This is a genomic window from Clostridium sp. SM-530-WT-3G (assembly GCF_012843905.1).
Classification (GTDB): Bacteria; Bacillota; Clostridia; order Clostridiales; family Clostridiaceae; genus Clostridium.
The window spans coordinates 12169-25813 of the sequence record NZ_JABAGC010000003.1 but is presented as its reverse complement, the minus strand read 5'-3'; the positions used below and the strand labels follow the sequence as shown (position 1 = coordinate 25813).

At 25.2% G+C, this 13645-nt stretch carries 12 protein-coding genes; 2 read left to right on the top strand and 10 right to left on the bottom strand.

Translation table 11 applies throughout. The features are described 5' to 3' along the window. Positions 1–48 precede the first annotated feature (48 nt). The 6 genes from HF850_RS01905 to HF850_RS01880 form a co-directional block, all read right to left on the bottom strand. A complete protein-coding gene (locus HF850_RS01905) occupies positions 49–876 on the bottom strand; it encodes a hypothetical protein (protein WP_169103796.1) in 828 nt (275 codons plus the stop codon). Between the two features lie 405 nt (positions 877–1281). After that, positions 1282–1839, bottom strand: a complete 558-nt coding sequence (locus HF850_RS01900) for a site-specific integrase (protein ID WP_169103795.1) — start codon at positions 1837–1839, stop codon at positions 1282–1284. 344 nt (positions 1840–2183) lie between these two features. Next, the gene (locus HF850_RS01895) at positions 2184–2885 is read right to left on the bottom strand and encodes a hypothetical protein (protein ID WP_169103794.1); all 702 of its coding nucleotides are present in this window, start codon (positions 2883–2885) and stop codon (positions 2184–2186) included. A 15-nt stretch (positions 2886–2900) separates the two neighbouring features. Further along, on the bottom strand, positions 2901–3464 hold the full coding sequence (locus HF850_RS01890; protein ID WP_169103793.1) for a hypothetical protein: 564 nt from the start codon (positions 3462–3464) through the stop codon (positions 2901–2903). After that, a complete protein-coding gene (locus HF850_RS01885) occupies positions 3445–3660 on the bottom strand; it encodes a hypothetical protein (RefSeq protein ID WP_169103792.1) in 216 nt (71 codons plus the stop codon). Before HF850_RS01885 ends, HF850_RS01890 begins: the two co-directional genes overlap by 20 nt. Positions 3661–4072: 412 nt before the next feature. Further along, positions 4073–4969, bottom strand: coding sequence for an N-acetylmuramoyl-L-alanine amidase (locus HF850_RS01880; RefSeq protein WP_169103791.1), 897 nt, complete (start codon positions 4967–4969; stop codon positions 4073–4075). Between the two features lie 349 nt (positions 4970–5318). On the opposite strand from HF850_RS01880, the gene HF850_RS01875 reads away from it, so the two are divergent. Then, on the top strand, positions 5319–5918 hold the full coding sequence (locus HF850_RS01875; RefSeq protein WP_169103790.1) for a sigma-70 family RNA polymerase sigma factor: 600 nt from the start codon (positions 5319–5321) through the stop codon (positions 5916–5918). Between the two features lie 338 nt (positions 5919–6256). Here the strand turns inward: HF850_RS01875 and HF850_RS01870 are convergent, their stop codons facing one another. The 4 genes from HF850_RS01870 to HF850_RS01855 all read right to left on the bottom strand — a co-directional run bounded on the left by HF850_RS01870 (position 6257) and on the right by HF850_RS01855 (position 12823). Continuing rightward, the gene (locus HF850_RS01870) at positions 6257–8671 is read right to left on the bottom strand and encodes a DUF262 domain-containing protein (protein ID WP_169103789.1); all 2415 of its coding nucleotides are present in this window, start codon (positions 8669–8671) and stop codon (positions 6257–6259) included. Between the two features lie 102 nt (positions 8672–8773). Beyond that, positions 8774–10054, bottom strand: a complete 1281-nt coding sequence (locus tag HF850_RS01865) for a DUF262 domain-containing protein (protein WP_169103788.1) — start codon at positions 10052–10054, stop codon at positions 8774–8776. Positions 10055–10057: 3 nt separating this feature from the next. Beyond that, positions 10058–11437 (bottom strand): hypothetical protein, encoded by a 1380-nt coding sequence (locus HF850_RS01860; protein WP_169103787.1) that lies wholly within the window; start codon positions 11435–11437, stop codon positions 10058–10060. 615 nt (positions 11438–12052) lie between these two features. Next, a complete protein-coding gene (locus HF850_RS01855; protein ID WP_169103786.1) occupies positions 12053–12823 on the bottom strand; it encodes an N-acetylmuramoyl-L-alanine amidase in 771 nt (256 codons plus the stop codon). Between the two features lie 134 nt (positions 12824–12957). On the opposite strand from HF850_RS01855, the gene HF850_RS01850 reads away from it, so the two are divergent. Further along, positions 12958–13545: a sigma-70 family RNA polymerase sigma factor gene (locus HF850_RS01850; RefSeq protein ID WP_169103785.1), complete on the top strand. Its 588-nt coding sequence runs from the start codon at positions 12958–12960 to the stop codon at positions 13543–13545. Positions 13546–13645 lie beyond the last annotated feature (100 nt).

Here is a 13645-nt window from a genome sequence, read left to right as displayed (position 1 = left end):
TGTATGATTTTTTTACACCATTTCTTGATTAATAAAATTTTTAATTATCTATTTTTCTAATACCATGTTTAAATATTCTTCCCAATAACCATCTTCATCACCTACAAAATCACTCAACCAATAATACATCATTAATAATTCTATATACTGCTTCTTTCCCCTTATAAATGGTTTCTTTGATATTTTAGTATGCAACAAATCTAAACCAAATAAATTGTTTTTCTTTTTATGATCATACTCATATTCTTCTTTTCCATAATCATTTATAAATTTCTTCCTATGACTTCTTGGCCACATATCCTTATTTTCAAAAAAATTGTCCAAATATGCAAAAACAAATGCCTCCATATCAACACCATATTTTTCTTTAGTGTCATCTATCCAATGTTTAATATCATCTGATACTATTGGCATTCTAACTTTAACATTACTTTTTACTCTATGATAATCCTTAATAAACAAATAAATCATTTCTGATTGTGTTTTTAAATATGGATATTTTTTTATTAGTTTAGGATATAATTCATATGAAATACTCCTGAATTCTGCATCTGTATTCATAACTAAAAATAATTCATTAGCATCTAAAATATTGCCTATAACCCTGTTCAGTCTTGTTCTATGTGTATCATAAAGTTCCACAAACCATTCTGCAATATCATCATCATACTCAAATAATTCTTTTCTGTACTTCTTTAATGTAGTATTATTTAAAACCATATTCCTATCCAATTCAGCCATATCCAGGTAATTGTTATAGTATTCAAATATATAATCCATACAAATTTTTATGTTCTCTACTTTTTTATCTAGATCAAATTCATTAAGATTATCTTCCTTTTTTCTTTTTGAAATGTATTCTTCTATTGTAAGCATATCTACTCTCCATAATCATATTTTTTGTAACATTTATAAAATATCTGAGAACTATAATACTATAAATATATAAAATCAACAAAAAATCAATTTAAAGTATATGGCGTCACTTCCGGCTAGCGGCACCATTCATTTAGAGAAAAGGCTGTATTACAAGGTTTAAGACCTTTGTAGTACAGCCTTTTTTATATGTTTGCAACAATATTTGCAACAACTAGAAGTAATATTATTTTTTGCAACAATACACAATAAATATTGCTAATTTGTCTGAATAATTGCGACTCTAAATTATTTTAGATATTATATTAAAAATATAATATCTTGGTATAAAAAAAGATTACAATAAACTTAAATAATTATTGCAATCCTCTTTAATAAATAATTATAAAATTATTATATATTTTACTAGATAATATTTCCATACAATTTATTAGTCATAGTTACATCATAATGACCTAAAAGTTTAGATATACTTTCAATAGATGTATCATCTTGTAACAAATTAAATACATATGTATTTCTTAATGCATGAAATTTTTTATAAACTATATTACATTCGCTTAATAATTTACGCCAAACGTTACACACACCCCCTTCTTTTAATTTACATCCAAATTTACTCGTAAAGATAAAATCAGATTCTAGATAAACTTCTTTAGAATTTTCTTGTTTACTAAATTGTTGCTCTCTTTTAATTTCTTTAAATATAGTCTTTGCCTTCTCAGCAATTGGAATTATCCTTTCTATTCCTCCTTTTACTCTTCTTACAGTTAATATATTTTTTTCTAAATCCACATCATTCCATGTTAGATTTAAAGCTTCTGATAATCTTAGTCCAGTATAAAGACATATAAGAATCACTTTTCCATAAATGTCTTTTTGACTTGAAATACCAATAATATCATCTTGCTCATCCTTGTTTAAATATTCTAATACCCATTGCTTTTTTTCTCTTTCTTCCATATTAATTGGTCCTCCTCAACATAGTATTATTTTTCAATACTATATTGTGCCAAATAGACTTGTTTTATACATATTTTCAGAACAATTGTTCTATCATCTTAATTGCTTAGTTCTGTATTAAACTCAGCTTGTACTAAATTATATTTTATCGTAACTTTAAATACTTTTAAGTTTAGATAAAAAGCCACTTTAAAGCACTTTTATATTTTATAGTAATTAGAATTATTTAATCATAATTTACTGCTTGTGGGCAAATTAAGGGCAAAGTATAAAAGTTTGTACATATATTCAATGTAGGAAAATTTAATATATTAAATTATTTAACAGCCATAAGTAGACAACCATTACTTATAAACATATCTTACTTCAACCTTATTGTTTTTAGTATCTACTGGTTTACATATAACTTTTATTACATCTCCATCATCAGCATACTTAATCTTATTCAAAACTCTATCAAAATTTTCAATAACTGCACTATACAACGAAATCAATTTTTTTTTAAATGTAATAGTCTGTCCAAATAATAAAATTTTTTCATTATAACAACAGAAATCTATCTTTATTTCATCTTCAGATAATTTTTCTGCCTGCTTTTTCTCTCGATTAATCTCAATTTTCAGCATTATTTCATCATATGTTCCTTCAATAACCTCATTATTCATAACCTTTTCTAAAATAAACATATTTTCATAATCATTCTGTGTTATCTCATCTGGTAATTTGAATTTAATATTGTAATACTCTTCCAATAATTTAAGTCTTTCTAATAAATTAACTTCTTTTAAAATTGCTTCGTCATTATAGTCATTTACAGTTGAATCACATATACACATAAATTCATTATCTTCTTTTAATGAAATAAGTTTTTTCTTCCCTTCTTTACTCATATTAATTAGAAATTTATTTAATGCTAAATTAGCTGATATATCATCTATAAACTTATCGTTTATTTTCACATTAAACTTACTTTCTTGAGTTATTCTATTTATAGATAAACTTAATATAATCTTAGCATTCTTTTGTTTTTCATTACTTATTATCAAATAATCTCCATCAATTCACGAAAGCCCCATTTCTAGGTATTTGAGTGCAAAAGGTGTATTTTCAAATTCAAATCTCATTGGAATAGGATCTGGAAATTTTTTAGGTATTATCTTTACTTTACTAATATCATTTATATCCTGTACCAAATAATCACCTAACCATAATTTTATGTATTCTGCTTTTAATTCTATAGCAACTTGTTTTTCATATCCATATCGTATTAATTCTTGAAAGTTTTCTGCCCACTTATATTCATCTGGTATTTTGAATCTTATTTTCCCATGTGGTGGATATTTCTCTAAAGCATCTTTACTATTTACTGTCATACCAATGGAAACACCATTCTCATTCATCTTGAGATTATATTTATAATAAGGATATAATGGATGCATTACAGTAAAGCTTCTTTGAAACATTCCTATTTTTCTTAATGCACTTTCATTGTTACCATTTCTTGCTAATTCTAGTATTTCATCCATGCCTTTATTAATAGTAATATTAGAATTTTGAACGTTAATGTTATGATTTCCAAATATATTATTTTTTGCAATTTGATCACTACTCTTTTTCTTCAACACTAAAATCACTCTTTTCTATTTTTGAATTTTGTATATTAATATTCCTATTACCTTTAGTTATATTTTTTGCTTTGCTTATTTTTTTATTTTCATAGGTCTTTCCTGTAAAAAAACCGATAATTGCTCCACTAATCAATCCGGCTAGTATTCCAATAATTAATGCTCCATGAACTGTTGATGGGTTTAATAATTCCATAATATTCCTCCTGTCTATTATCTAATTTTCCTATTGTTAATTCTTTTATCTATATTTAGCTTTAGAATGAGTTATTTTTATTTCATTCGCATCATATCCTTGTGATAACATAAAGTAATATATATCATCTTCAAACATACTACTTCTTGGCCTAATATTTATGTTCTAAATAATACTATTCTTCAAGATAAGTTTAGTAGTCTTCAGATTATTTTTATATCTTTATTTAATATCACATCATTTTATATTCACTATAGTTAACCTATCTATAATTATTACTTTTATATATTTTATATTAATTATATAATTTTACATTTATTTCTACAATAAATTTTACTTATATGTATTTTATAATAGAAAGAATAGTAAGTAAGTTGTATAAATACTTACTACCTTTTAAAATAATCATTTTCTATTTAATCCACATCCCACTCTCATCAACTTTCCATCCATCAGGAGTAATACAGTCACAATACATTCTCCCCTCTTCATCAAAAGCATAGCATCCACCATCAATCCATTTCCAAAGAGGCTTATTTTTTAATCCATAAACCATCTTGCAGCTTTCATCTAAGTAATACCAATGGCCATCATTTTCATCATAATACCAAGCATTTTCTAAAGCATAACCTTGATCATCAAAAATATACCACTCTCCATTAATACACTTCCAACCATTTTGTGAAGTATAATAATATCCATTAATCACATCTGTACAATACCACCAACCAATATTATTTCTATTCCATCCAAGTTTCCACTGTTTATTCTGGCTGCTTTCAGCTCCAATAAGTCCATCTGCTATAGCCTTTGCAATCACTTCTGGATTATATTTGCTGCTATCACTACTATCAGCAAAAAGACATTCTACCAGTACAGCTGGCATACTTGTCTTATTAAGTACTATAAGATTCTGTGTCTTAACTCCTCTATTTTGTATTCCTAAAGCTCCTGATAATGAAGAACATATCTTTGCAGCATATTGATTAGCTACAGCAGAATGACCAGTAACAAGTACTTCACTACCAGTACCTCCCCCTGCATTTATATGAATTTCTACATACAAATCTACGTCTTCTTTTTGTGCCAGACTATTTGCCATCTGTGCTCTTACAAAACAGTCCTCACAATTATAACTATTACTTTTATCAATTATCAGTAATTTTGCTCCATGACCTCTCTCTTTTAATTCTTTCGCAACAAGTTGCGAAACTTCTCTTGTGCAATTACTCTCATCAAGATTTGAAATAACTCCGCATCCAATATTTCCACTTGCAGTATGACCTGCTGCTATAACAAAATTGCTCATAAATAATACCTCCATAATACTGTTTAATTTCAAACTGTATATATGCAGGTTAATAGAGAGTTGTTATATTTCTCATATTTGCTCTTAAATTGATAATTTCAATTTGACTTGTTGCAACAGATTATACTGCAAAGATTATGTTACAATTAAGAACTACAATAAATATTAATATTCAATTTTGCTTGAAACTGTGTCTCAAAAGCGAACTACTTGATAATCTACACTTACATATACTCCTATCACTATGCATATTTGTCAATAACATAAATAATATCAACTTTTCCATTTCTGCATATATACATTTGCAGGGTACTTTACTTCTGCAATCTTATGTTTCTGGAGGTTTTCTATGAATTATGATTATATCGAAGATTTAGTAAGAAAATCAAAAGATGGTGATGAAGTGTCAAAAGAAAAACTCATTGAAGAATTCAGGCCTTTTATATTCAACCTTTCAAAAAGGACCTTCATTCCTGGATATGACTTTGATGATTTTAAAAATGAATGCTACCGAATACTTTTCAAATGCATTTCACTATATAAAACTGAATCTCACAGATTTGTTGCTTATGCTACTAATGGCATAAAAAACAGTATTAATGATTTAATACGAAAGAACATAAAATCAAATTCAATCCAGAATCCTGGAAACATCGCTCCCTTTGATAATTATGTAGAGGAAACATTTAATTCTAATTCACCTCAAATTGAAGATATCTTATGCAGCAGATATGATTCTGATTGTCTTAAGTATGCCATGAATAACCTTACAAAAGATGAACTGGACCTTATAAATCATCTATTTTATGAAGGTAAAACCCTTAAATCTTATAGTGATAAAAATGAAGTTTGCTATTCTTATGCAGTTAAAAAGAAAAGGTATGTTTTAGACAAGCTCTTTATGTATGTTAATATTTATATAAATCCTAGATGCACCAATAAACCCTGAAGATAAAATATTACCTTCAGGGTTATTTCTTTTATATAATTCATAATTAAATAAAATTTCCTTATTATTTTCAATCTCTTTAATTTATCTATATGTGGCATTAGAATGTGTTATTTTTATTTCATTAGCATTATATCCATTAGACATCATAAGAAACTGTTTCTAAACTTCTTGGCCATTCCACTATTGAAATGACTGCTAATACTTATACTCATGTTTTGAAGAAGGAAAAACAGAAAGCTGTGGATACTTTGGCATTGCTTAGTTAAATAAATGCTATATATTTCATAATTTATATATAGCATTTATTCATAATAATTCTATAAAAATGGTGAATATTAATTTTTTAGTATGACTATTTTTCCTTCATTATTATATTTAATAAAATATTGTGTATTATTCTTCTTATCATTTAAACGTATTTTTGAAATTTTATCATCATCATTATAAAACCATGTTATTTCTTTATCTCTTATCTCAACTGAATCATTTGTTTTTAACATTACTCTAAGTAATCCTATAACATCTTCTGTTATAACAAAGTCTTTTCCAATAATATTTTGTGCAAGTCTAAAAAAGCAATTATTTAAATCTTTTTCATTTTCTATTTCATAAAAAATATCATCTCTTCCATAATTAACTTTATGATTATATGTAAAATAGTTAAGACCTTGCTGACATTTTTTTGTTAAAAATTTATCTTTGAATAAGTAAGAATCAATATTCTGTCCTTTAATAAAAGTAGTATTTATTGCTTTAGTTTCATCTTTATTCCCATTAGGTTTAGCACGATGCATAGGTCTAGTATATCTAAATCTTCCTTCATACTCATAATATAATCTTTCTCTTCTTCCTGTTTTATTTGTATTAAAGTCTTTTTCGGCTCCTAAAGCATATGCTAGGTTTATAAATTTCCCAGTTTTCGAAATAAATGCTGAATTTTCAAAGTATTCTTTCAGACTTTCAGCTATCTTGTCCCCACTACTTACCATAATGTCTATAATATCTTTATTAGGAATAGATATTTTATAATTTTTTGATTTTGCAGTATTACATGAGATTCCATCATATAAGAGTACTTCATTACTTTGAAATTGCAATACACTTAACAATTCACGAGCTTGCTTTTCTCTTTTTCCTAAACTATTTTCATATTTAAAAAGAGCATTAAACATACAAGGTCCAATATAATATTCTTCATAAGTATTATCAAATATATTGTCTATTATTCCATTAAAAAGCTTATTATTTTCAAATAATATTATTATTTTTCCTTTTTCCTGATCCTCACAAATTATTTTGTATTTCATATATTCTTTTTTACATATATCTTCAAATTCAATTTGATCAGTCTTCTTATCTTCATCTGTTTTATTTCTATATTTATCTAAAAAGTTCAATATGTAATCTATAGTAATTTTACAATCAATATTTTCGATTGTATCTTTTATAAAGTTAATAATATCTAAATGAAATAAGTTATAATCATATGTGTCAATATTCCCCATAACTCTTTGTCTACTAAATTGTATATAGTCTTCATATTCATCTCCTTTATCACAAACATAGTAATAACACCTATTATTAACTTCTCTATTTTGATTTAATAATTTTTTAATTAATCGTATATATTCTTGTTTACCTTGTTTAACATTAAGTAAATTAATGCATACCCACAATAAAATCTCTTCATTTACTGTTTCTGTCCATATGATATCATTATTATTTTCTTCAGTGCCAATCTTCATTTTAATCATTTTATCTATAACCCAATTATCATGGTTTGAGTAATTTAAATTAAAATATCTAGTTGAATACTCTTTATATTTATGTTGATTTCCAACATAAATATAAAATTCTTCTTTATCACTACTATTATTTTTTATTTTTATTAATGTGTTCATTAACTTCATAGTTTTAAGGAACATATTTTCATTAAAATTTTCTTGAATCCACTCTATGTCAATTGTTTTAAAAGATTTAAATTTCTCAATATTAATATATTTCTTATTCTTAATATCATCCTTTAGAATTTTTTCACTATTTTCTATATATATCATTTTTATAATATAAAGAATAATAAGCATTTCTTTTTCTTCAATTTTTTCAAGTTCAAAATATCTATTTTGGAATTTACATATGCTATAGCACCAGTCTAACCACTCATTATCAATTTTATCAAACCATTCTTCTGCATTTTCAATTAAAATTTTTCCATTTCGGACTAAATTCCTTATTTGCATATCTAATTCAGATTTAAAAATTTCATAATCCTTTAAATTAACTCCCTCATTTAAATCAAAGAATAATTGTTCTGCAGTACTTTTTTTCTCTATAGGCATACACTTAAATATTACTTGTTTCATTAACTTATCAATATCTATTTTTATGTTATTTAAATTATTTATAGTTTTTACTATAGACCAAGTTGTCAAATCTACCATCTTAACATTTTCTGTCTCTTCTCCTTCAATTAATCTAACTAATAAATTATTAGCCTCTTCTCTGTGTTCAAATTTAAATTTTGTAATCAATTCTCTATAATATTCTTTATTTCCATCTTTATTTTTACCTAGTTGCAGACTCACCATAATCACTAATGTTGCAAGTCTCTGTTGTCCATCATATATATATAATTTATTATCACTATAATTACCTATAATGCATCCAAAATCAAATTTATTATTTGTTTTCTCACACTTATCTTGTAAATCTTGTATTAGTCTAGCAAAAAGATTATCATTAGCTCCCATAACATAGTCTCTTTGCAAGCACGGAACTATTATTTAATCATATTCATTTAATAATTCTTCTAATGTTATTGATAATTTAATATCATTGTTTTTGTCCAATATTTACACCTCCTCTGAGCTATATTGTTGAATTAATTTATCTTGTACATCTTTTACTTCTAATAATTCTCCATAATAATCATCATTATTTCTCGATGCATATTCAATTATTTTTAAATCATTATCATTACATTGTAATTTATTAAATACTAATTGTATTTCCAAGAAACTATTTAATTCTTCGATATTAGATAGTTTGGATGCTTCCTTAATAAATATTTTTTCTATATTTATCTTGTCTTTAATATAATCATTTTCACATAAAATTAAATCAAAAAATTTTCTTTTTTTATTTTTTGCCATCCACAAAAAACTATTATATGTTGAAGTAGAATTGAACACTTCTTTTATTCTTTTATTAATAATATTTAATTTAACTAATTCCTCATCTGTCGAATCAATTAAATCACTAATATCTTTTTTGTCATATCCATATCTATCAATAAATACACAATCCATACGGTTCTCTACACCATTATCCATTGATCTTTTTAAATTTTCCATATCTTCTTCATAATTCATTTTCAAAAAGCTCCAATATTGATCCTTATATAGATTTTTTGATAAATTTTTATATAACATAACAACTGAATTTATATCTCTCTTTTTTTTATCTTCATTTATAATCATATAACTCTTAGCATAATCTGCTAAGCTAAATCTATTTTTTTTACTATTTATATTAAGAAATTCAGCATTAGGATTTTCAGATGTAATATGTACTATCAATTTTAGAGAAAAAATTTTCTCTATTAAACTATTTATTGTTTCACTATCTTCATCTTTAACTGTATCTTTTATTGTTTTTTGATTATCATCTAAAATAATATCGCCAATAGCATTATAATTTCTACAAAATCTTATAGTATCTATTGAATTACAATCATCTTCAAAAAAATCTCTGTTTGGAATTAAATTCTCTATATAATTTATCCTTTTATTATTATCTTCACATTTTTTATCCCTTCCAAATTGTAAATCTATTTCCACTCTCTTATCTTCTTCTAAGCAATAATTTAACCACTGGAGTAATAATTTAATTGTTATTATTCTTTGTTGTCCATCAATGATTTCGTATCTTTCACTATCTTCAAGTTTAAACAATGTAATCATTCCTAATGTAGTATCTTTTCCTTTTTTATCATTCCATCCTTTCAACATTTTCCTTATTACTGTTTTTGCATTTTCTTTACTCCATACATAATTACGTTGAAATGCAGGAATTATAAATTTATTTTTTATAAATTCACTTAAAGTAATATATTTAACCCCATCATTATTCATAATTTATCCCTCACTTTTTTCTTTATTTTCAGGCTCATATCTATCAAGATAATAAAATATTCCTTTCATCAGCTTTACAATCATATTATTTTCAGTATTATTTAAAAATTCTACCATTTTAGTATCCTTATCCTTATTTTTAATAAATTGTTCAAAATAATAACATTCTTTTTCCCAGTCAACAACAGTATTTAGAACTATTGATATTTTTTCACTTATTATATTACTTCTTTCAGGATCTTTTTCTATTTCACTAATACATTTAATCATATCCTCAATAACTTTAATAATATCAGGACTGCTTTCTATAAAACACTCATTTTTCATATACTCTAACCATTTTATACAATCATCAAACACATTTTCTACAACTTGCTTTTTAAACCTTAATATATATGCTCTATAAAATAAAATTAATTCTGTGTTATCTACAATCTTAATTATTTTTGAATTATTCTCATTCATTTTAAAAGTATTTACTACGTGTCTATCAAAAACAGGAGATGAATAAGTAAGAATATTATTTTCTTCACCATATAAACTTTCTAACCATTTATTCAAATTATTAAGTTTATCATCACGTACATTAGAAAAATCTATACAAAACCCTTCCACATTATTCCACATCTTACCATCACTTTCAAATAACTGAAGCTCTGTTGTATTCTCATTTTTATATTTTATACAATTGATATCTTCATTCTCACGTATTAAAATTTTACATTTCCCATGTGCATATTTAAATAGAACAACACCCAATGATTTAGAATAAGATTGCAATTTATTATCTTTACTTCCATTAACTTGAGAGACACATAATAGTATCCACATTTTCACAATATCTTTTTCATTATTATATATTATATTTTTTGACATATATTCTGCTAAATCTTTTGCAATTCCAAAATAATCTATCAATGATTGTTCTGTTAACTTAACTTTTAAGTCAATTTTTTCCTTTAATTCATCGGCTTTTTTGTTGTCTTTTTTCAAATTTTCAGTAATTCTAAATAATGTGCCTTTAAACATATCTGCCCTAAAATTGAAATAATAACTTGTTCCATTTCCAACTAGTTCTTTTAAACTATTATTGAATACATAATAATCAATAATCTCCTTACTTTTATGTTCACGAATCAACTGATTTATTAAATATAAATATCTAATATAATATGTATAAGCATTTAAATAAATTGACAGGCCACATAAATTAATGCTTAGATTAGGTCTATATTTTCCTTTCATTTTATCAACAATACCACTAAAAGATTTATCATTATTAATCCCTATATGATATAGAGCATCCAGTAATTCATATAAATCTGTGCTAATATATTTTGATAATTCATCTTTATTTAATATTTTAATATCATTACTTTGCATTTCAACCTCTCCCAAACTTCAAATAATCGTATATTTTTATAATATATTGTATTTGACATTTTGTAAAATATGAAATAAACTTAACAATTTATAATGTTAAATTGTTAAGTTTATTTCACTATATATTTATTTAATTTAAGCAAAGATACAAGCTTCAAGCATAAAAATTTTACACCATTTTTACACCATAGTTATATTTACATATATTTATGTATATTCACTTATAAATATGGACATTAGTGTTTTCAATACTTTACAGCTACTTATAGTTACTTATAATTCTTTTCTAATTGAATCATGGGTTCGATTCCCGTATGGGTCACCAATGTAGTAAACATCAGTATTTAGGTAACTAAATATGCTGATGTTTTTTATTTTTTACACCATTTCTATATTAAACCATTTCTTTTTAATAATTAAATTTTTTATATTTTTATAATAGGCACGAATCTGCCCAGTGGCACCATTTATTTCCTAGAATGCCTGTATTACTTGGTTTAGATACCTTGTAGTACAGCCTTTTTTGTTGATTTCCCACTACTAGAAACGAATAAATATTTTTCCCACATTCAAAGAAAAATTCATCTAATCAAAAAAAATCATATTAATATTTCTTTATTTATTTTTAACTATCCTGCAATCATCCCCAAAATAATAATCCTTCCCATCATTCTCATCATGGTACCAAGTATTTCTTAAAGCATATCCTTCATCATTAAATTTAAACCAATCACCATCAATTAACTTCCATCCATCTTTTGAGGTATAGTAGCACTTATTTATTGCATCAGTACAATACCACCACCCTTTATCATTTTTATTCCATCCAAGCTTCCATATATTATTTTCACAGCTGCTTTCTCCAAGTAATCCATCTACTATAGCTCTTGCAATAACATCAGGATTATATTTATCTGCATCTGAACTATCTGCAAATAAACATTCTACAAGTATTGCTGGCATTACTGTTTTTCTAAGTACTATTAAGTTATTTCTTTTAACTCCCCTATTAGGTATTCCAAGTTTTTGAGATAATGACTTTGATATTCTTTTTGCTGCACTCTTAGCAATTTCTGATTTACTTATAGTAAATACTTCACTTCCAGTACCTCCCCCTGCATTAATATGAATTTCCATATACAAATTAATATTAATACTCCCTGCTATATCATTAGCCTCTTCTGCTCTTTCATAACAATCCTGACAATTATAAGTATTACTTTTATCAATTCTAAGCAATTTAGCATAATGACCTAACTGCTCTAAATAAGATACGACTAATAATGCAATTTCTCTTGTACAATTACTTTCATTTAACCTATCTACTACTCCACATCCAACATTTCCACTAGCAGTATGACCTGCTGCAATAATAAAATTCCCCATAAAAATGACCTCCATACACTCTCTTTATTTATGTAAAATAGATATATGGATGCTTACTAAAAATAATATAACTTCTTAGAATTTCTTCATTTCAACCATATACATAACATAAGAATATGTTTTGAGGTGATGCAATGAATTATGACTACATTGAAAACCTAGTTAAAAAATCTAAAGATGGCGATGAAGAATCAAAAGAAAAACTATCCAATGAATTTAAACCTTTTATAATAAACCTCTCTAAAAGGACATTTATTCATGGATATGAATTTGAAGATATTGTGAATGAATGTTACAGAATTCTTTTCAAATGTGTTTCTTACTATAAACCTGAATCTCATAGATTCGTTGCTTATGCTACTAATGGAATCAAAAACAGTATCAATGACCTTATAGAAAAGAATATTTCAAGAAATCATCTTGAAGGATCTTCAACTCTTGTATTAGAAAATGTTGAAAATACTATTGAATCTAATAATCTACCAATAGACTATAATCTTTTAAAAGAATTTGATATTTCTCTTTTATACAATGCTCTTAGTAAACTTACTGAAGAGGAACATGAACTTATAAACTATGTGTTTTTTCAAGAACATCCTGTAAAAAAATATGCTACTTTAAAGAAAATCCCTTATAGTACTGTTATAACCAAAAAGGACTTTATTCTTGATAAAATATTTATGCTTATTAATATAAGCCTTTGCACAAAAAATAACGCCTGAGATTTTTCTCTTGCGTTATTTTTATAATCCTATATAGATAATTATTGAGGATTAACTTTAGTTATATTATAAGTTAAAAAATAAATAAACTACTTTTTAT

Bases quoted from the DNA above. Each gene is read 5' to 3' on its own strand.
- HF850_RS01905 (WP_169103796.1), bottom strand. From the start codon at position 876: ATGCTTACAATAGAAGAATACATTTCAAAAAGAAAAAAGGAAGATAAT.
- HF850_RS01900 (WP_169103795.1), bottom strand. From the start codon at position 1,839: ATGGAAGAAAGAGAAAAAAAGCAATGGGTATTAGAATATTTAAACAAG.
- HF850_RS01885 (WP_169103792.1), bottom strand. From the start codon at position 3,660: ATGGAATTATTAAACCCATCAACAGTTCATGGAGCATTAATTATTGGA.
- HF850_RS01880 (WP_169103791.1), bottom strand. From the start codon at position 4,969: ATGAGCAATTTTGTTATAGCAGCAGGTCATACTGCAAGTGGAAATATT.
- HF850_RS01875 (WP_169103790.1), top strand. From the start codon at position 5,319: ATGAATTATGATTATATCGAAGATTTAGTAAGAAAATCAAAAGATGGT.
- HF850_RS01870 (WP_169103789.1), bottom strand. From the start codon at position 8,671: ATGGGAGCTAATGATAATCTTTTTGCTAGACTAATACAAGATTTACAA.
- HF850_RS01865 (WP_169103788.1), bottom strand. From the start codon at position 10,054: ATGAATAATGATGGGGTTAAATATATTACTTTAAGTGAATTTATAAAA.
- HF850_RS01860 (WP_169103787.1), bottom strand. From the start codon at position 11,437: ATGCAAAGTAATGATATTAAAATATTAAATAAAGATGAATTATCAAAA.
- HF850_RS01855 (WP_169103786.1), bottom strand. From the start codon at position 12,823: ATGGGGAATTTTATTATTGCAGCAGGTCATACTGCTAGTGGAAATGTT.
- HF850_RS01850 (WP_169103785.1), top strand. From the start codon at position 12,958: ATGAATTATGACTACATTGAAAACCTAGTTAAAAAATCTAAAGATGGC.